We start from the raw sequence: 17,693 nt of genomic DNA, 5'->3' as shown, positions 1-17,693 counted from the left end.
ACTTCAACAGCCGCAACCACCGCTTCTCCAGCTCGGGCCTGCGCAAGATCGTCGCCGCGAAAGAGGCCGAGCGCGTCGCTCGCGGCTGATCGCGTGCGCGAGCCGCGGGGATAGTCTGGCGGCATGATCGAGGTCGATGCGGGCAGTGCCTATGAGGCGCGGATGCGCCGTCGGACCTGGATGCTGGGCGGCGGGCTGCTCGTGCTGTCGGCGCTGCTGGGGCTGGGCATGTCCGAGCTGCAGGGCCTCATCACCGGCCTGCCGTTCGACATCACACAGGTGCTGTTCTGGGCCGGTGCCGTGGTGTTCGCGATCGGACTGGGGCGTTCGGGCAGCGTGACCGCGCGGCGGAAGCTCGGCACGGGCGTGATCGTCGTGCTCGCCGTGTGGCAGACCGTGCTGTCGTCCCTGGTGTGGGCGATGACCGGCGCGGGCGACGCCTCGACGACGGGCGACTTCTCGCGCGTGGCGGTGATCAGCACCGCATCCGAGGTGGTGGCGCTGGGCCTGGCGATCATCGCGGTGATGCAGATCGGGCGGGCCGGCGTGGTGCCCAAGCCGTGGAACTGGGCTCCGCTGTGGGTGCTTGCCGTGTGGGTGGCCGCGCAGCTGCTCCCCACGCTGCTGGCCGTCGGCGGGTCGTCCGCCGATCCGACGGCGCTGAACGCGCTGTTCGGCTTCTTCAGCCTGCTCAAGGGCGTCGCGATCGCATTCCTCGGCGTGCTGGCGATCGTGCTGGCGCTGCGCCCTGCGCCCGGCACGACCGTGGTCTACGGCTCGGGGGAGTGAGCCGGCTCCGACTTTCGAGCACTCTGCATGCATTGTGCATGTGAGATATGCTGATTGCATGACAACGATCCAGGTTCGCAATGTCTCCGAGGAGACGAGTCGCGCCCTCAAGGCCAAGGCCGCGCTCGAGGGCCGCTCGCTGAGCGACTATCTGCTGCGTGAACTCGATCGCATCGCCACCCGCCCGAGCCGAGCCGAGCTGTTGGAGCGGATCGCGAGCCGTGGTGTCGCCACGCTGGATCCCGCGGCACAGGTGCTCGCCGAGCAGCGGCCAGGTCGATGACGCTTGTCGTCGACGCATCCGCGGTCGCCGAGGTCCTGTTGGGAACGGAGGCAGGGCGGCGAGCGGCCGTACTGATCGACGGTCATGAACTGCTGGCGCCGCAGCACCTCACAGCAGAGGTCGCCTCGGTGATCCGGGGATGGTCGCTCAGCCGACAGATCACCGACGAACAGGCGCTGCGAGCGCTCGGCGAGTTCGAGTCGCTCGGCGTCGAGCAGGTGCCGATGATGTCGATGCTGCCGGCCGTCTACGCGCTGCGGCACAACGTCAGCGCGTACGACGCGATGTACGTCGTGCTCGCGCGAGCAGCCCAGTGCTCGCTGTTGACCCTCGACGCTCGTCTCGCGGCGGCTGCCCCCGACTGCGCAGTGCTGCCATAGTCGCATCCGCAGTTGGAGTGCCGATGACGGTCGAGGCTCGGATCCGCGTGCGCTGCGCTCCTACCTGTGCAGGCCACCCGACTCAGTTGATGATCTCGCCGCGGTTCTCGGCGATTGCGGCGATGCGGTCGCGCCAGCCCTGCAGCGCCTCGGGCTGCAGGCGCGTCCAGTCGTGGACCTCCTCGATCACGCGCAGCGGCGCGCTGGTGCGGTAGGAGCGCGTCGGGTTGCCCGGGAACTTCTTGTCGGTCACGTTCGGGTCGTTCTCGAACGCGCCGGTCGGCTCGACCAGGTACACATGCGGTTCGCCGTCGACCGCGGCGATCTCCGCCGCCAGGCCCGCGCCGTCGCGCAGCGCCGTGAAGTACACGTGGTTCATCAGGATCTCGGGCCGGTAGTTCGACGGGAATCCGATCGTCAGCAGGTCGCCGGGCTGCAGCGCGGCTGCCGTGCCGTGGAAGAAGGGGCCGTCGTCCAGCGCGTCGCTCATCATGACAGTGTGGCAGGCGCGAGACGACGTGCGTCTGCCGCGGAGATGTGCGCTTCGCGCGGAGAGAATCCGGGAATTCGTCCGCGTCAGGCGCACACCTCCGCGCGACGCGCTTGGCCAGGGCAGGGCGGATGCCGGGATCAGCCCCGCACCGTGATCCGCATCCCCTCGCTGCCGCCGGCCTCTGCCCAGGCGAGCGAGCGGGACAGGATGCCGCGCAGCACGTCCGTGTCGACCTGCTCGAGGTCCTTGATGTACAGGCATCCGGCCCCCGTGGTGTGCGGGCCGAGTGCCGACAGCTCCGTGGCATACGCGTCCACGCCGTCGATGAGGTAGATCGTGCTGGCAGCCTTGCGCGGCGCGAAGCCCAGCAGCGGCATCTCGCCAGTGCGGCCGGTGGGGTAGCGGTACTCCACGCGCCCGAACCCGATGATCGTGCCCCAGGTCGCAGGCTCGCGCCCGGAGACCTGCTGCATCAGCGCGGTCAGGGTCTCGGCATCCCGCCGCCGGATCGCGGGCGAGGAGCGCGCGGTGAGTCCTGCGACATCGGTTCCGGTGGGGCTCAGGGGCATGCCGACAGTCTGACAGGCACCGCGAGCGCGTGCGCTTGCCGCGGGGATGTGCGCTTCGCGCGGAGAGAATTCGGAAATTCGTCCGCATCTGGTGCACAAGTCCGCGCGAAGCGCTCGGCTCAGAAGAGCAAGCGGATGCCGGGGATCAGGCGATCTCGGATGCTGCGGATGCCGCGGGCGCCTCCGGCGTCAGCCCGTACAGCGTCTCCAGCGCCGTGAGGAACTCGTCGCCGCGGCCCTGCGCAGCCAGCTCGTGGGCGCGTGTGGTGGGGGTGTGCAGCAGCACGCCGGCGAGGTGGCGCATGGCCTGCTCGACCAGCCCGTCCTCATCGCCGCGGTTGCGGGCGCGCTCGATCTCGGCCTCCAGCAGCGTGAAGATGTGCGTGCGCAGCGCGACCACGGCAGGTGTCACGACTGCGCGGGAGCGGACGGCGCGGAAGTCCTCGGCGGCCTCGCGCACCACGGCGCGCGCGGCATCGGTGGCCTGCAGCTCCTCCAGCGGCGCGTGCAGGCGGATGGTCTCCAGATCCAGCAGGGCCACGCCCTCGAGCTGGGCGACGGCGGGGTCGACGTTGCGCGGCATCCCCAGGTCGATGACCAGCTGTGAGGACGAGTGCGAGACGGGGCACGTGACCTGCGTCGCGGAGCCTGTCGGAGCCGTTCCACCGACCGGCCGCTGCAGCTGCTCCGGGCCCAGCACCGGTTCGGTGACCGAAGTGCAGGTGATCAGCAGCGAGGACTCCCGGGCCGCCGCCGCATAGCCGTCGGCGAGCACCGCCTGGATGTCGTGCTTCTTGGCGAACAGCTCTGCCCGACCCGAGGGGGAGTAGACCCGGATGTCGACCGCGCCGCGCTCGCGCAGCGTGGCCAGGGTGACGGCGGCATAGGCGCCGGTGCCCACCAGCAGCACGCGCTCGGTGGACCAGTCGGCGATGCGGCTGTCGGCCAGCTCCAGCGCCAGGCGCACCAGCGACCGGCCGGCGCGCTGCAGCGCGGTGACGTTCTTGACCCGGCGCTGCGCCTGGCTGGCACGCTGGAACAGGCGCTCGAGCGCGGGGGAGGTGGTGCCCTGCTTGCGCGCGCCGGTCAGTGCACGCCGCACCTGGCCGGCGATCTCGCCCTCGCCGGAGACGACGGACTCCAGGCCGGAGGCCACTGCGAACAGGTGCTCGGCCACCCGCCCGTCCTCGATCATGCGGTACGAGCCGTCGAGTTCGGAGGAGGGGATGCCGGTGGCCTGCTCGACGGCATCCAGCACGGCATCCGGACCGAGGCCATCGGTCTCGACGTAGGCTTCGAAGCGGTTGCAGGTGGCGAGCACGACGGCTCCCTGCGCACCGGCTTCGATGAGGGTCGGGGCGACGGACTGGGGATTGCGACTGAGGCGTTCGAGCAGTTCGAAGGACGCGGTCTTGTGACTCGCCGTGACGCAGAACAGCACCTCCCCAGGGTACGCCGTGTGTCTATGCGCGGCATCACAGGCATGCCTTGCCTATGCCACCGCGCGCATATCGAACGCATAGCCTCCGATGAAAGGATCGGAGCATGAGTGATCTGCTGCGCGCGCTTGCGGGCGAGAAGCCCGAGCGCACCCCCATCTGGTTCATGCGTCAGGCAGGCCGGTCGCTGCCCGAGTACCGCGAGCTGCGGGTCGGCACGCGGATGCTGGACGCCTGCCTCACCCCCGACCTCGCCGCCGAGATCACCCTGCAGCCCGTGCGCAGGCACGGCGTGGACGCCGCGGTGTTCTTCAGCGACATCGTGATCCCGCTGCGCCTGGCGGGCGTGGACGTGGAGATCGTGCCCGGCCGCGGCCCGGTCTTCGACAACCCCGTGAGAACCGCTGATGATGTGGCGCGCATCACCGCCATCGACCCTGCCGACCTCGACGGCACCGCCATCGCCGAGGCCGTCCGCATCGTCACGACCGAGCTGGGCGAGACGCCCCTGATCGGCTTCGCCGGCGCCCCGTTCACCCTGGCCGCCTACCTGATCGAGGGCGGCCCCTCGAAGGACCACCTGCGCGCCCGCGCCATGATGCACGCCGATCCCGAGTCCTGGGAGAGGCTGGCCGGCTGGCTGGCGCGCATCTCGCGCCGGTTCCTCGAGATCCAGCGGGATGCCGGGGCACGGGTCGTGCAGCTGTTCGACTCCTGGGCCGGATCCCTCAGCCCCGCCGACTACCGCGACCACGTCGCCCCGCACTCCCACGCGGCACTGGACGGCATCGGCGTGCCGACCATCCACTTCGGCGTGGGCACCGGACCGTTCCTGGCGGACATGCGGCTGGGCGGTGCGGCATCCGTGGTGGGAGTGGACTGGCGGATGCCGCTGGACGAGGCCATCCGCGTGCTCGGACCCGACACGGTCGTGCAGGGCAACATCGACTCCGCGCTGCTGGGTGCCCCGTGGCCGGTGCTCGAGGCGCACGTGCGCGACGTGATCGCCCGCGGCGCGGGCGCCAAGGGGCACATCCTCAACCTCGGCCACGGCGTGCCGCCCGAGACCGACCCCGACCAGCTCACCCGCATCGTGCGCCTCGCGCACGGCGAGCTCTGACCCCGCGCTCATGGCGCCGGATGGGAGGATCGAGGCATGAGCTCCGAGCACTCGGCCGACCTCGCCGCACGGGCGGCTGACCAGCACGTCGTCGTCGTCGGCGGCGGCATCGGAGGGCTCGTCGCCGCCCGCGAATGCGCCAAGGTCGGCATCCGCGTCACCGTGCTCGAGGCCGCCTCGCAGCTGGGTGGCAGCATCCGCCGCGCCGAGCTCGACGGCATCGTCATCGACGCCGGCGCCGAGAGCTTCGCCACCCGCGGCGGCCACGTGCGGGCGCTGGTGGACGAGCTGGGACTGGCCGATGCCGTGGTCGCGCCCGAGGGCGGCGGCGCCTGGCTCAGCGGCATCCCGGACGCACCCGATGCCCCGCTCCCGAAAGGCGGACTGCTGGGCATCCCTGCCAACCCGTTCCAGGAGGACGTGCGCGCCATCATCGGCTGGCGCGGCGTCTGGCGTGCCTACGTCGACCGACTGCGCCCGCCGCTGACCATCGGCCACGAGAAGAGCCTGGGCAGGCTCGTCACCACGCGCATGGGCGCCCGTGTGCGCGACCGACTGGTCGCCCCGATCACCGCCGGGGTGTACTCCGCGCTCCCCGAGGACGTCGACGTCGACGCGGCGGCTCCCGGGCTGAACGCCGCGCTCACCCGCGTCGGTTCGCTCAGCGGCGCCGTGCTGAGCCTGCAGGGCGAGCGCGCGGGCAAGGCGCCGGGAGCGGCCGTGCTGGGCATCGACGGCGGCATGGGCCGGCTCGTCGACGCGCTGCGCGCGAACCTCGAGACCTACGGTGTCGACGTGCGCACCGACGCGCGCGTGACCGCTCTGACCCGCGACGGCGAGGGATGGACGGTTCAGCTCGAGCAGACCGAGGAGTCGGATGCCGAGGAGCCGGCCGATCCCGGCATCCTCACCGCCTCTGCCGTCATCGTCGCGACCTCCGAGCCTGCCGCCCGCGAGCTGCTGACGCCGCACGTGACCGGGCTCAGCGACCCCGGCGCCGCACCAGAGATCGAGATCGTCTCGCTGCTGCTGGATGCTCCCGAGCTCGACGCGAATCCCCGCGGCAGCGGCGTGCTCACCGTTCCCGGCAGCCACACGGCCAAGGCCCTCACGCACTCCACCGCGAAGTGGGGCTGGCTGCGTCGTGCCGCCGACGGCAATCACATCGTGCGCGTCTCCTTCGGCGCCCAGGGCGAGCCCGCGGCGACGGCATCTCTCGACGACGCCGCCGCCGCTGAGCTCGCGTTGTCCGAGGCATCTGCACTGCTGGGCGTCCCGCTCAAGTCCGCGCAGCTGCGCGCCGCGCACCGTGCGCGCTTCGTGCAGTCCCAGCCCACCTCGCTCATCGGTGCGGCCGAGCGCCGGGCGGCGGCTCGCGCGGCCATCGCGGCGACGCCGCGGCTGGCCGCGGTCGGTGCGTGGCTGTCGGGCACGGGGCTGGCGCAGGTGGTTCCGGATGCCTCCGCCGAAGCCGACCGGCTGCGCGGCGCACTGCTCTGGAACGACTGGAACGGCGCTTCTACGCCATCCTCCACCGGCGCGCAAGACTAGATGCCGAATCAGGAATATGCGACTACCCTGGAACACAATCGTTCGGGGGCAAGACGGTCCGCCCTTCGGCGAAGACGCCGCAACAATCGTCAGGAGGCTCCCATGAAGGGGAAGATCGGACTCGTCGTCGGACTCGGCGCAGGGTACGTGCTCGGAACGCGGGCAGGACGTGCGCGCTACGAGCAGATCAAGACCCAGTGGCTCAAGCTGTGGCATGCCGATCCCGTGCAGCGGCAGGTCGCCAGGGCCCAGGACTATGCCAAGGCGCAGGTCGCAGCGGTGCCAGGTGCGGTGATCCGCGGCGCCATCGGCCTCGTCTCGCGCGTCTCGGACCCCAATGTTCCTGAGCGCACCCCTGCTGTGCCGAGGCACATGCCGGAGGCGACGCCCGCTGCGGCGAAGAGCACCCCGAAGAAGAAGACCGCAGGGGAGTGAGATGACTCGCGGATACCGCGACCGCGCCGACGACAGTCTGCTCACGCTGCTGGGCGATCTGCCCGAGCTGGTGCGCAACCTGGTCACGGCCGAGATCAACTCCGCCAAGGCTTGGGTGTCGCGCACGGCGAAGGATGCCGGGATCGGCAGCCTGTGGTTCGTCGTCGTGCTCTTCCTGCTGTTCTGGGCGATCCCGGTGCTGCTGGCGTTCGCGATCATCGGCCTGGCGTCGTGGTGGCCGGCCTGGTTGGCCGCCCTCGCCGTGTTCGTCTTCCTGCTGATCGCCGTCGTGCTCTTCGGCCTGCTGGGCGTGCTGCGCTTCCGCAAGGTCGTGCGCCGCGAGAACCCGGGAAAGGCGATCGCCACGGATGTGCGTCTGATGAAGGAGCCCGACGATGACGAATTCTGACCCGAAGCAGACGCCTGCCGCCCTGCCGCGCACCGCAGTGCCCGCCGGGATCGTCGACCCCGTGGCATCCGCCCGCGCCGAACTGAAGGCGGCGCTGGCCGCCATCGAGATCAAGGGCAACGTGCCCCGCCGCGTGGAGGCGGCGTCGCAGCGCGGCATCGTCAAGGCCCGGGTGTTCGCCCGACGCAATCCGCTGGGCGCCGCGGCCGCCGTCGCAGGCGTCGCTGCGGTGGTCGGCGGTGTCGTCTGGGTGATCGCCCGCGCCGTCTCGCGCTGATCCCCACAGTTCCTGGCTCCCGAGTCTGTGAGCGGGCGTCAGTCCGCGCATAACCAGAGGGTGGAGACTGGGAGTATGCCGGAAGTTCGTGAAGACAACCAGTCCGCAGTCGCCCGCCAGGGATTCACTCTCTGGGCCGTCTGGCGACGAAACCCCGCCGCGCCGGTCACCGAGACCGACTCGACCGAGCTCGAGACCATCGTGGCCGATGTCGAGGCCTCCGGCGTCTCGGTGCGCGGCTTCTACGATGTCGGAGGCCTGAAGGCCGACGCCGACCTGATGGTGTGGTTGCATGGCGAGACCCCCGAGGATCTGCAGCGCGCCCTGCGCCGCCTGCGCCGCACCGAGCTGCTGCACACCCTGCTGCCGGTGTGGAACATCATGGGAGTGCATCGCGACGCGGAGTTCAACCTCAACCACGTGCCCGGCTTCATGCGCGGCATCCCGCCCAAGCAGTGGGTCTGCGTCTACCCGTTCGTGCGCACCCCCGAGTGGTACCTGATCGAAGAGGCCGACCGTCGCAAGATGCTCGCCGACCACGGCCGCAAGGGCGCCGCATTCAAGGGCGTCACGGCCAACACCGTCGCCGCGTTCGCGCTGGGCAACTACGAGTGGGTGGTGCCGCTGGAGTCCGACGACCCGACCGAGCTCGTCGACCTGATGCGCGACCTGCGCTACACCGACGCGCGCCGCTACGTGAAGGAGGAGATCCCCTTCTACACCGGGCGTCGCCTTCGCCTCGACGAGATCGCCGACGTTCTGCAGTGACCACCGCAATCCGGCTCGGCACGCGCCGCAGCGCCCTCGCGCAGGCGCAGTCCGGCCACGTCGCCGATGCGCTGACGAAGATCGCCGGTCGTCCTGTCGAGCTGGTGCCGATCACCTCGGAGGGCGACACCAACCGCGCGTCGCTCTCCGAGATCGGCGGCACCGGGGTGTTCGCCAACCGGCTGCGCGAGGCGCTCATGGCCGGCGAGTGCGACATCCTCGTGCACTCCCTGAAGGATCTGCCCACCGCGCAGCCCGCCGAGCTGGTCATCGCCGCGACGCCCCTCCGCGAGGACCCGCGCGATGTGGCGATCACCCGTGACGGCACCCCGCTGCACCAGCTCGGCTCGGGTGCGAAGATCGGCACCGGAGCCCCGCGGCGCATCGCGCAGGTGCGGCGGCGTGCGCCGCATGCGCAGGTCATCGACATCCGAGGCAACGTCGACTCCCGCCTGGCTCGGGTGGAGTCGGGTGAGCTGGATGCCGTGATCCTGGCCGCCGCGGGCCTGTCGCGCCTGGGCTCGGAGTCCGCCCTGCAGCGCGAGCTGCTGGGGCTGTCGGAGTGGCCGACCGCACCGGGACAGGGCGCGCTGGCCGTGGAGACGCGGGCGGATGCCCCTGCCGAGCTGCTGGCCGCACTGGCGCAGCTCGACGACGAGGACACCCGCATCGCGGTGACCGTGGAGCGTGCGATCCTCGCGGGACTCGAGGCCGGATGCCAGGCTCCGATGGCCGCCCACGCGGCGGTTTCCGGCGACAGCATCCGCGTCCGCGCCGTGGTCTACGAGCCGAACGGAACCGGTCGGATCGGCCTCGACGTCACGGAGTCCCTGAACGGGGGGTATATTCGTCGGAACGGCAGTGGCAACGGAGCGAATGCTGCCGATGGTGCAGACCCGATGCACGCGATCCGCGAAATCGGCATGTCTGCAGCCCATCGGCTGCTCGAACAGGGAGCGGCCGACCTTCTCCCCTGAGAGTGACCAGATGACAGCTTCCGAAACGAAAACCGCGCGGCCGTTGGACGGCTGGCGTGTTCTTGTGCCCCGTGGCGGCCCGTGGGGCGACGGCGTCGCCGCATCCCTGCGCGCGCAGGGGGCGGTTCCCGTCGTCGCACCGCTGATCAACTTCGCTCCGACGAACGATCAGAACGCCCTGGATGCCGCCCTCGAGCGACTGCAGGAGGGTCACTACGACTGGCTCACCGTCACCAGCGCCACCACCGTGGACGTGCTGTTCGCCCACCGGGTGAAGGTGCCCAAGCGCACCAGGATCGCCGCGGTCGGCGAGACCACCGCGGCGGCGCTGGCGGCCGTCGGCTACGAGGTGGCGCTCGTCCCGGAGCTCGACAACTCGGCCGCGGGCATGGCCGCTCAGATGATCGCGCTGGAGCCGGAGCCCCGCCGCATCCTGTCCCTGCGCAGCGAGATCGCCAAACCGGTGCTGTCTGTGTCGCTGGAGGATGCCGGTCACGACGTCGACAGCGTGGTGGCCTACCGCACGGTGGGCGTGCCGGTCACCGACCGCATCCGCCGCGACGTGGAGAACGGCCGCATCAACGCCATCCTCATCACCAGCGGCTCGGTCGCCGGTCAGGTGCGCGAGCAGTTCCCCGAGATCCCCGACACCACGCTGCTGGCGGCCATCGGCCCGCGCACGGCGAAGGATGCCCGCAAGGCGGGCCTGCCCATCTCGGCCGTCGCCGACCGGCAGACCGTCGACGCGCTCATCGAGACGGTGTCGCACTTCACCCTTCCGCACGCATCGGACGAGTTCGCACCGTGAGCCGCTTCCCCGAGACGCGCCTGCGTCGGCTGCGTCAGTCCGCTCCCGTGCGAGATCTGGTGCGCGAGACCTCGCTCGAGGCTCGTCAGCTGGTGCTGCCGATGTTCGTGCGCGAGGACATCTCCGAGCCCGTCGCCATCGGCTCCATGCCCGGCGTCGTGCAGCACTCGCTGGACTCGCTGCGCCGCGCGGCGGCGGATGCCGCGGAGACCGGCATCGGCGGGGTCATGCTGTTCGGCATCCCCGAGGTGCGCGACGCCGACGGCACCGGTGCCGACGACCCGCACGGCATCCTGAACCTCGCGACCGAGGCCGTCGCCGCCGAGGTGGGCGATGCGCTGGTCGTGCAGACCGACCTGTGCCTGGACGAGTTCACCGACCACGGGCACTGCGGTGTGCTCGACGCATCCGGCGCGGTCGACAACGACGCCACGCTGGACCGCTACCGCTCGATGGCGCTCGCACAGGCCGGCGCCGGCTCGCAGCTGCTGGGCCTGTCCGGCATGATGGACGGCCAGGTCGCCGCGATCCGCGAGGCGCTCGACACCGAGGGCTTCCACGACACCCTGCTGCTGGCCTACTCGGCCAAGTACGCCTCCGCGTTCTACGGCCCGTTCCGCGAGGCCGTGGACTCGCAGCTGACCGGCGATCGCCGCACGTACCAGATGGATCCCGGCAATCGCCGCGAGGGGCTGCGCGAGGCGCTGTTCGACGTGGACGAGGGCGCCGACATCGTGATGGTCAAGCCCGCGATGGCGTTCCTGGACGTGCTGCGCGAGGTGCGGGACGCCGTGGACGTGCCGGTGTGGGCCTACCAGGTCTCGGGCGAGTACGCCATGATCGAGGCCGCCGCCGCCAACGGCTGGATCACCCGCGAGGCCGCCATCCTGGAGTCGCTGCTGTCGATCCGCCGTGCCGGTGCTGACGTGGTGCTGACGTACTGGGCGACCGAGGTCGCCGGCATGCTGCGCTGACCCGGGCTGCTCCGCTGAACCGGTGACGGATCACTGACGGGCAGGCTCCCCGACGGCGTGTCGGGCGCACGACACTCCGCGCAGACGCACGAGCATCCGTAATCCGTCACGCGCCGGTGCGGCGGGCGCGCGGTCTCTGAGCCGCATGCATAGCCGGCATCCGTAGGCTGGATGCATGACCGACCGCAATGACACCCTGTTCGACGCTGCCCGTGCGGTGATCCCCGGAGGGGTGAACTCGCCGGTGCGCGCGTACGGCTCGGTGGGCGGCACGCCCCGCTTCCTCGCCTCGGCGAAGGGCGCCAGAGTCACGGATGCCGCGGGCAACGAGTACGTCGATCTGGTCGCCTCGTGGGGCCCTGCTCTGCTCGGTCACGCGCATCCCGAGATCGTGCAGGCGGTTCAGGATGCCGCGACCCGCGGCCTGTCGTTCGGCGCCCCCACCGAGGGCGAGGTGGAGCTGGCCCGGCTGATCGCCGACCGCGTGCAGTATGAAGACGCCCGCCCGGTTGAGCACGTGCGCATGGTGTCCACCGGCACCGAGGCCACCATGACCGCCATCCGCCTGGCACGCGGCGCGACGGGCCGCGACCTGCTGGTGAAGTTCGCCGGCCACTACCACGGGCACTCCGACGGGCTGCTGGCGGCGGCCGGCTCCGGCGTGGCCACCCTCGCCCTGCCCGGATCCGCAGGCGTTCCCGCGCCCATCGCCGCGCAGACCCTGGTCATCGACTACAACGATCCCGCTGCGCTGGCCGCGGTGTTCGCCGAGCACGGCGACCGCATTGCCGCCGTCATCGTCGAGGCCGCCTCCGCCAACATGGGCGTCGTCGCCCCGCTGCCCGGCTTCAACAGGCTGATCGCCGAGACCGCGCATGCGCACGGCGCGCTGATGATCCTCGACGAGGTGCTCACCGGCTTCCGCGTGCACCCCGCGGGATTCTGGGGCCTGCAGCAGCAGGCGGGCGAGCAGTACCTGCCCGACATCATCACCTTCGGCAAGGTCGTCGGCGGGGGGATGCCGCTGGCGGCCCTCGGCGGCAGGGCCGAGGTCATGGACATGCTGGCGCCCACGGGCCCCGTCTACCAGGCCGGCACGCTGTCGGGGAACCCGCTGTCGGTGGCCGCGGGCATCGCCACGCTGCGGCTGGCGACACCCGAGGTGTACTCGAAGGTGGATGCCGCCGCCTCCCGCATCGCGGACGCGCTCGACCGCGCCCTGACGGATGCCGGTGTCACCCACGCCGTGCCGCGCGCGGGCAGCCTGTTCGGCGTGGCCTTCGCCGCCGAGGCCCCGCGCACCTACGCGCAGGCCCAAGCGCAGGAGTCGTTCCGGTACGCGCCGTTCTTCCACAGCATGCGCGAGCAGGGCATCGCGCTGCCGCCCAGCGTGTTCGAGGCCTGGTTCCTCACCGCCGCGCACGGCGAGGAGGAGCTCGCCGCCATCGAGGCCGCGCTGCCCGCGGCGGCCCGTGCGGCAGCATCCGCCACCGCCTGAACCGGATTGACGGGCCTTACTCGGTTGCGGGGTAAGTTCTGTCTTCACAGACCTTGATGAATCTTATGCGGCGAGCGGATAAGATTCATCAAGATGGACGAGCTGAGAAATCCCTACCGCCCTGGAGCGGGTACACAACCGCCGGCGCTTCTGGGCCGCGATGCGTACATCGACCACTTCGGCACTCTCCTCCGTCGGGCGCTTACCGGACTACCTGGCAAGAGTGTGATGCCGATCGGGCTCCGCGGAGTGGGTAAGACCGTCCTCCTCAATCGCTTCACTGAGATCGCGGAGCAGGAGGGACTGTCCGTCGCGTTCATCGAGGCGCCGGAGACAGGTGACCTACGTGCGCTGCTGACTCGTGCGCTTCGCAAGATCCTCCTCGCATTCGACGCGAAGAGGCCTTCATCGAAAGCGCTGAGAGCTCTTCGTGTCCTCAAGTCGTTCCAGATGCAGCTTCCCGATGGGTCGTCGGTGTCGTTGGATCTGGATGCGCTCGCAGGGACTGCAGATTCGGGAGTCCTCTCGGATGACCTGACGGACTTGCTGGTTGCGGCTGGGGAAGCGGCGGCCGAGCGCGAAACTGGCATCCTCATCGCAATCGACGAGGTCCAGTACCTCACAGCTGAGGAGCTGGGGGCTGCAATCTCCGCGATCCACCGGACAACTCAGTTGAACCTCCCCGTGGTGCTCGTCGGTGCCGGACTGCCGCAGCTGCCTGGACTTGCGGGCGAATCCAAGTCGTATGCGGAACGGCTGTTTGAATTCCCGGCGATCGGTTCGCTCAACGACGCGGACGCGCGCGCCGCCCTGACTGTGCCTGCCGAAGCACAGGGAGTCTCATATGGGGATGACGCCATCAAGGCGTTGACACGGGAGACAGCCGGGTATCCGTATTTCCTACAGGAGTGGGGCTACCACCTGTGGAATCACAGCGCCGGCCCGAGCATCAGCCTCGCCGACGTCGAGCGTACGAGGCCGATCGTCACCGAGCATCTCGATCGCAACTTCTTCCTCGTACGTCTCGACCGTCTCACGCCCAAGGAGAAGGAGTACTTGGCTGCGATGGCCGAGTTGGGTCCTGGTGCGCATCGCTCAGGCGACATAGCGACAGCACTCGGAGTGAAGGTGGAGAGCGTCGCACCGCGCCGGTCTGGGCTGATCGCAAAGGGAATGATCTACAGTCCCGCGCATGGTGACACCGCATTCACTGTCCCGCTGTTCGGGGAGTTCATGATGAGAACGAGCAGCAAGCACTGAGCGCTGTATGAACCGGCGCATCTGCCGATCCGCACAACGGATCGTTGCCGCGTTGTGAGCAAGTCGCAGTCATCTCGCAGGGGTGCGCTGGCAGACTGGGGTGATGGTGACGCTCCTGCTGGATCAGACGCGACTCGAGGTCGTGCTGTCCGCCATCGAGCGGGCGTCGACCTTCCACCGCGCCAACCTGCACATCGAGCGCGAGCACATCGTCAAGGTGCAGCTGACCGATGACGCGTGGACCTGGCTGCGGGGCGTTCCGGGGCCCGGCACGTACATCCCCGGCATCCTCGCCGCGGGCACCTGGAAGGGCGCCGGCACCAGAGACTTCGTGCTGATCCGCAAACGCCGGCCCAGCGTCGTGATCGACCTGGAGGGCGACGAGCACTACCAGCGGCTCATCCTCACCACCCGCCACGGCCCGGCGCTCACGCAGGCGCTGCGGCTGGAGGCCGGAGACGAGCCCGCCGACGTGCAGCAGATCGCCACGGGCTCGGTGCCCGTGCAGAAGCCGCGTCAGCGGCCGGTCATCCGCCCGCGCCCGGCCTGACGGCCTGTCGCGATCAGCCCTGGTGCTGGTCGCCCTCGGCCTGGGGCTCGCCTTCGGCGGGCGCTTCCTCCGCCGCGGGCTGCGCCGGCGCATCGCCGTACGGGTAGTCCGGGGCGGGGCCGTCGAAGAACCGGCTGGCCGCGCTCGAGAGCGACGTGCGCATCGCCGCCAGGCGCGGATCCTCGGCGTCGTCGACGACATCGTCCACCACCGACTCGTCGTCGTCCTCATCGGCGAGCGGAGGCGTGAACACCGGGATGGCCTCGGTGGCGGGCGCGGCCGGCTCGGCGTCGTCCGAGGAGGCGGCTGCCGGGATGCCGGTGATCAGCTCCGTGAACGTGAACGAGTCGACGACCTGCGGGTTCGACACCGAGCGGACGGCCTGCGGCAGGATGACGTCGACAGGCTCGTCATGATCGGCATCGATGCCCGGGGCGGGCTCGGAGTGCTCGCCCTCGCCGGTCAGGGTGGGGCTCGGCGCCCACGGCGCTGATACCGCGTCGTCCAGGTCGGAGGTCGCAGGATCCCCGGTGGCATCCGGTTCGGCGGCGGGGTCCACGTCGACGTCGGACTCGGTCGCACCCGACTCGGCCTCGGGGTCCACGGACTCGGGAGCGTCTGCGGCGTCCGCATCGGCCGCCGTGTCGTCGTCCTCGTGCTCCGTGTCGCCGCTGTCAGCGACGATGTCCGCTCCGCTGGCGGCGTCGCCGTCGTCATCCTGGGCCGTGTCGCCATCGGAGACCGCGTCGTCAGGGTCGCTCTCCTCGGCCGACTGCGTCTCATCCGCGGACTCCTCGTTCGAGGAAGCACCCGCGCCTTCGGCATCCGTCGCGTTCGCGTTCTCGGCCGCAGCGACCACGCCCTCCGCAACGGCAGATGCAGCCCCCGCTACCGCGGCACCGGCTGCAGCAGCACCCGCGAGCGCCGTCGCGTCTCCCGTGCCCGTGTCCGCGCCCGCACTCTGCGGCGCGTGCACGACAGGATTGGCGGCCTCGTCCAGCTGCGGCCCGCCCGCGCGTCCGTAGACCAGGTCGAGGAAGACATCCTCCAGGCTGGGGCCGCGCTGTTGAAGCAGGGTCAGCGGCACGCCGGCGGCGGCCGCGATGGCGCCGACGGTCTTGGCATCGGAATTGCGCACGGTGACGCCCGAGCGCAGCACGTCGAAGTTCAGCTTCGCGGCGGAGAGCGCGGTGATCAGGTGCGCACGGTTGTCGGCATCCACCACGACGGCGGCGCCCTTCGGGTCCTCCAGTGTCTCGATGGGGCCGGAGAAGACGGCATGCCCCTTGGAGAGCACCACCACGTTGTCGGCGACCTGCTCGATCTCGCTCAGCACGTGCGAGGAGACCAGCACCGTACGGCCCTCATCGGCCAGCCGGCGCATCAGCAGGCGCATCCAGCGGATGCCCTCTGGATCCAGGCCGTTGGCGGGTTCATCGAGCACCAGCACACCCGGGTCGCCCAGCAGGGCGGAGCCGACGGCCAGGCGCTGCCGCATGCCCAGGGAGTAGCTGCCCAGGCGGGTTTCGGCGTCGTCCTGCAGGCCGACCAGTCGCAGCACCTCGTCGACGCGGGACAGCGGGATGCCGTTGGCCTTGGCTGCGATGGTCAGCTGGCGTGCGGCGGTGCGGCGGGGCCGGTAGGCGGCCTCCTCGAGCACGGCGCCCACGGTGCGCAGCGGATTGCGCAGCTCGGAGTACGCCGAGCCGCCGATCGTGGCGGTGCCACTGGTGGGGCGGACCTGCCCGAGCAGCATCCGCAGCGACGTGGTCTTGCCCGCTCCGTTGGGTCCGAGGAAGCCGGTGACGGCTCCGGGCTCCACGCGCACCGACAGGTCGGAGACCGCGGTCACGGCGTTGAAACGCTTCGTGACCCGGTCGAATTCGAGCACCTGTCCTTCGGGCATGGTGTCCTCCCCTGTTGCGGCCAGTTCCTCCTATCTTCTCGGAAAACCCTGTGAATCGAGGTTTCCCCCGCAGAAATCCGGTACATAGACCGTTCGGAGTAGCCTGGCGGCGTGACCGATGCCGAAGCTGCCACCGTCCTCATCCGCACCGAGAATTCCCTCGGGCGCATCACCCTGAACCGTCCGCGGGCCATCAATGCGCTGAATCAGGACATGATCGCGCGCATCACCGAGGCGCTGCACGCCTGGACCTGTGACGCCGACATCGACACCGTGCTCATCGACGGCGAGGGGGAGCGTGGCTTCTGCGCCGGCGGCGACGTGCGCGCGCTGTACGACCACATCGTCGGCGGCAATCCCGGAGGCATCGCCGAGTTCTTCCGCGCCGAGTACGCCATGAACGCGCTCATCGCCGAGTACCCGAAGCCCATCGTGGTCTTCGCCGACGGCATCACCATGGGCGGCGGCATCGGCCTGGCCGGTCACGCTGCCGTGCGCATCGTCACCGAGCGCTCCAGGCTGGCCATGCCCGAGACGCGCATCGGCTTCACCCCCGACGTCGGCGGAACCTGGCTGCTGGGCCGTGCGCCCGGGCGACTGGGCGAGTACTTCGGCCTGACCGGGCAGAGCATGACCGGAGCGGATGCCGTGCAGCTCGGCTTCGCCGACCATTACGTCCCCTCCGACCGGCTCGACGCGCTGCGCGAGGCGCTGGCCTGGCGTGCCGACCCGCCCACGCCCAGCGGGATCGTGCTGCTGTTCGACGAGACGCCCGAGACCTCGCCGCTGCTGGCTGCGCGCTCGTGGATCGACGAGGCGTTCTCCGCCGACACCGTCGGCGAGGTCGTGTCGCGGCTGCAGGGGTCGCAGGAGCCGGATGCCGCCGCCGCGCTGGCCGTCATGCAGGAGCTGGCGCCGACGGGGCTGGCCGTGACGCTGGATGCCGTGCGCGAAGCGCGTCGGATGCACAGCGTGCGCGAGGCGCTGGAGGGCGAGTACCGCCGCATCATGTGGTTCGGCACGCAGCCGGACATGGTCGAGGGCATCCGGGCTCAACTGATCGACAAGGACCGCAACCCGCACTGGAATCCCGCGACCATCGCCGACCTGCCCGAGGATGCCGGCGCCGGAGCCCGCGAGTTCGTGCCGGTGGTGCCGCTGTTCGAGTAGAGGCACGCTCGCTTCGTGGGGCCCATAATGCGGTCTC

General features: G+C 70.4%; 20 protein-coding genes. 16 read left to right on the top strand and 4 right to left on the bottom strand.

The genetic code is table 11. The features are described 5' to 3' along the window. Positions 1–123: 123 nt before the first annotated feature. The 3 genes from Q0568_RS04685 to Q0568_RS04675 are packed head-to-tail and all read left to right on the top strand — an operon-like array spanning position 124 to position 1,452. The gene (locus Q0568_RS04685) at positions 124–789 is read left to right on the top strand and encodes a hypothetical protein (protein WP_298863024.1); all 666 of its coding nucleotides are present in this window, start codon (positions 124–126) and stop codon (positions 787–789) included. 58 nt (positions 790–847) lie between these two features. Beyond that, complete coding sequence (locus Q0568_RS04680) at positions 848–1,072, top strand: antitoxin (RefSeq protein ID WP_298863021.1); 225 nt, start codon at positions 848–850, stop codon at positions 1,070–1,072. Further along, entirely contained in the window at positions 1,069–1,452 is a 384-nt protein-coding gene (locus Q0568_RS04675; protein WP_298863018.1) for a type II toxin-antitoxin system VapC family toxin, read from the top strand. The genes Q0568_RS04680 and Q0568_RS04675 overlap by 4 nt, the downstream gene beginning before the upstream one ends. Positions 1,453–1,534: 82 nt before the next feature. On the opposite strand, the gene arr is transcribed toward Q0568_RS04675, so the two are convergent. From arr to Q0568_RS04660, 3 genes are all read right to left on the bottom strand, one after another. Then, the gene (gene arr, locus Q0568_RS04670) at positions 1,535–1,942 is read right to left on the bottom strand and encodes an NAD(+)--rifampin ADP-ribosyltransferase (protein ID WP_298863015.1); all 408 of its coding nucleotides are present in this window, start codon (positions 1,940–1,942) and stop codon (positions 1,535–1,537) included. 140 nt (positions 1,943–2,082) lie between these two features. Then, entirely contained in the window at positions 2,083–2,514 is a 432-nt protein-coding gene (locus Q0568_RS04665) for a DUF1801 domain-containing protein (RefSeq protein WP_366941350.1), read from the bottom strand. Positions 2,515–2,659: 145 nt separating this feature from the next. Next, a complete protein-coding gene (locus Q0568_RS04660) occupies positions 2,660–3,955 on the bottom strand; it encodes a glutamyl-tRNA reductase (RefSeq protein WP_298863012.1) in 1,296 nt (431 codons plus the stop codon). Positions 3,956–4,059: 104 nt separating this feature from the next. Between Q0568_RS04660 and hemE the strand changes: the two genes are divergently transcribed. The 12 genes from hemE (at position 4,060) to Q0568_RS04600 (ending at position 14,580) form a co-directional block, all read left to right on the top strand. Next, entirely contained in the window at positions 4,060–5,073 is a 1,014-nt protein-coding gene (hemE, locus tag Q0568_RS04655; RefSeq protein WP_298863009.1) for a uroporphyrinogen decarboxylase, read from the top strand. 36 nt (positions 5,074–5,109) lie between these two features. Continuing rightward, the gene (locus Q0568_RS04650) at positions 5,110–6,624 is read left to right on the top strand and encodes an FAD-dependent oxidoreductase (RefSeq protein ID WP_298863006.1); all 1,515 of its coding nucleotides are present in this window, start codon (positions 5,110–5,112) and stop codon (positions 6,622–6,624) included. Positions 6,625–6,726: 102 nt separating this feature from the next. After that, positions 6,727–7,059, top strand: a complete 333-nt coding sequence (locus Q0568_RS04645) for a YtxH domain-containing protein (protein ID WP_298863003.1) — start codon at positions 6,727–6,729, stop codon at positions 7,057–7,059. 1 nt (position 7,060) lies between these two features. Beyond that, complete coding sequence (locus tag Q0568_RS04640) at positions 7,061–7,468, top strand: phage holin family protein (protein ID WP_298863000.1); 408 nt, start codon at positions 7,061–7,063, stop codon at positions 7,466–7,468. Then, positions 7,455–7,745: a hypothetical protein gene (locus Q0568_RS04635; RefSeq protein ID WP_298862997.1), complete on the top strand. Its 291-nt coding sequence runs from the start codon at positions 7,455–7,457 to the stop codon at positions 7,743–7,745. Before Q0568_RS04640 ends, Q0568_RS04635 begins: the two co-directional genes overlap by 14 nt. A 75-nt stretch (positions 7,746–7,820) precedes the next feature. Continuing rightward, a complete protein-coding gene (gene hemQ / locus Q0568_RS04630; protein WP_298862994.1) occupies positions 7,821–8,513 on the top strand; it encodes a hydrogen peroxide-dependent heme synthase in 693 nt (230 codons plus the stop codon). Then, positions 8,510–9,490, top strand: a complete 981-nt coding sequence (gene hemC, locus Q0568_RS04625; RefSeq protein ID WP_298862991.1) for a hydroxymethylbilane synthase — start codon at positions 8,510–8,512, stop codon at positions 9,488–9,490. The genes hemQ and hemC overlap by 4 nt, the downstream gene beginning before the upstream one ends. A gap of 10 nt (positions 9,491–9,500) precedes the next feature. Beyond that, positions 9,501–10,298 (top strand): uroporphyrinogen-III synthase, encoded by a 798-nt coding sequence (locus Q0568_RS04620; RefSeq protein ID WP_298862988.1) that lies wholly within the window; start codon positions 9,501–9,503, stop codon positions 10,296–10,298. Next, on the top strand, positions 10,295–11,272 hold the full coding sequence (hemB, locus tag Q0568_RS04615; protein WP_298862984.1) for a porphobilinogen synthase: 978 nt from the start codon (positions 10,295–10,297) through the stop codon (positions 11,270–11,272). The genes Q0568_RS04620 and hemB overlap by 4 nt, the downstream gene beginning before the upstream one ends. 175 nt (positions 11,273–11,447) lie before the next feature. Further along, positions 11,448–12,770 carry a glutamate-1-semialdehyde 2,1-aminomutase gene (locus Q0568_RS04610; RefSeq protein WP_298862980.1) on the top strand — a complete coding sequence of 441 codons (1,323 nt, stop codon included), beginning with the start codon at positions 11,448–11,450 and terminating at the stop codon, positions 12,768–12,770. Positions 12,771–12,863: 93 nt separating this feature from the next. Then, on the top strand, positions 12,864–14,030 hold the full coding sequence (locus Q0568_RS04605; RefSeq protein WP_298862975.1) for an ATP-binding protein: 1,167 nt from the start codon (positions 12,864–12,866) through the stop codon (positions 14,028–14,030). 103 nt (positions 14,031–14,133) lie between these two features. Beyond that, on the top strand, positions 14,134–14,580 hold the full coding sequence (locus Q0568_RS04600; RefSeq protein ID WP_298862973.1) for a hypothetical protein: 447 nt from the start codon (positions 14,134–14,136) through the stop codon (positions 14,578–14,580). 13 nt (positions 14,581–14,593) lie between these two features. Here the strand turns inward: Q0568_RS04600 and Q0568_RS04595 are convergent, their stop codons facing one another. Beyond that, a complete protein-coding gene (locus tag Q0568_RS04595) occupies positions 14,594–16,486 on the bottom strand; it encodes an ATP-binding cassette domain-containing protein (protein ID WP_298862970.1) in 1,893 nt (630 codons plus the stop codon). Between the two features lie 111 nt (positions 16,487–16,597). Between Q0568_RS04595 and Q0568_RS04590 the strand changes: the two genes are divergently transcribed. After that, positions 16,598–17,656: an enoyl-CoA hydratase/isomerase family protein gene (locus tag Q0568_RS04590; RefSeq protein WP_298862967.1), complete on the top strand. Its 1,059-nt coding sequence runs from the start codon at positions 16,598–16,600 to the stop codon at positions 17,654–17,656. Positions 17,657–17,693 lie beyond the last annotated feature (37 nt).

It is taken from the genome of uncultured Microbacterium sp., assembly GCF_937927635.1.
GTDB lineage: Bacteria > Actinomycetota > Actinomycetes > Actinomycetales > Microbacteriaceae > Microbacterium.
Note: the sequence above shows the minus strand (reverse complement) of the source record. Positions and strands in the feature narration are given on the sequence as shown.

Coding starts and splice junctions, on each gene's coding strand:
- Q0568_RS04685 (WP_298863024.1), top strand. CDS start 124: ATGATCGAGGTCGATGCGGGCAGTGCCTATGAGGCGCGGATGCGCCGT.
- Q0568_RS04680 (WP_298863021.1), top strand. CDS start 848: ATGACAACGATCCAGGTTCGCAATGTCTCCGAGGAGACGAGTCGCGCC.
- Q0568_RS04675 (WP_298863018.1), top strand. CDS start 1,069: ATGACGCTTGTCGTCGACGCATCCGCGGTCGCCGAGGTCCTGTTGGGA.
- arr (WP_298863015.1), bottom strand. CDS start 1,942: ATGAGCGACGCGCTGGACGACGGCCCCTTCTTCCACGGCACGGCAGCC.
- Q0568_RS04665 (WP_366941350.1), bottom strand. CDS start 2,514: ATGCCCCTGAGCCCCACCGGAACCGATGTCGCAGGACTCACCGCGCGC.
- hemE (WP_298863009.1), top strand. CDS start 4,060: ATGAGTGATCTGCTGCGCGCGCTTGCGGGCGAGAAGCCCGAGCGCACC.
- Q0568_RS04650 (WP_298863006.1), top strand. CDS start 5,110: ATGAGCTCCGAGCACTCGGCCGACCTCGCCGCACGGGCGGCTGACCAG.
- Q0568_RS04645 (WP_298863003.1), top strand. CDS start 6,727: ATGAAGGGGAAGATCGGACTCGTCGTCGGACTCGGCGCAGGGTACGTG.
- Q0568_RS04640 (WP_298863000.1), top strand. CDS start 7,061: ATGACTCGCGGATACCGCGACCGCGCCGACGACAGTCTGCTCACGCTG.
- Q0568_RS04635 (WP_298862997.1), top strand. CDS start 7,455: ATGACGAATTCTGACCCGAAGCAGACGCCTGCCGCCCTGCCGCGCACC.
- hemQ (WP_298862994.1), top strand. CDS start 7,821: ATGCCGGAAGTTCGTGAAGACAACCAGTCCGCAGTCGCCCGCCAGGGA.
- Q0568_RS04620 (WP_298862988.1), top strand. CDS start 9,501: ATGACAGCTTCCGAAACGAAAACCGCGCGGCCGTTGGACGGCTGGCGT.
- Q0568_RS04610 (WP_298862980.1), top strand. CDS start 11,448: ATGACCGACCGCAATGACACCCTGTTCGACGCTGCCCGTGCGGTGATC.
- Q0568_RS04605 (WP_298862975.1), top strand. CDS start 12,864: ATGGACGAGCTGAGAAATCCCTACCGCCCTGGAGCGGGTACACAACCG.
- Q0568_RS04600 (WP_298862973.1), top strand. CDS start 14,134: ATGGTGACGCTCCTGCTGGATCAGACGCGACTCGAGGTCGTGCTGTCC.
- Q0568_RS04595 (WP_298862970.1), bottom strand. CDS start 16,486: ATGCCCGAAGGACAGGTGCTCGAATTCGACCGGGTCACGAAGCGTTTC.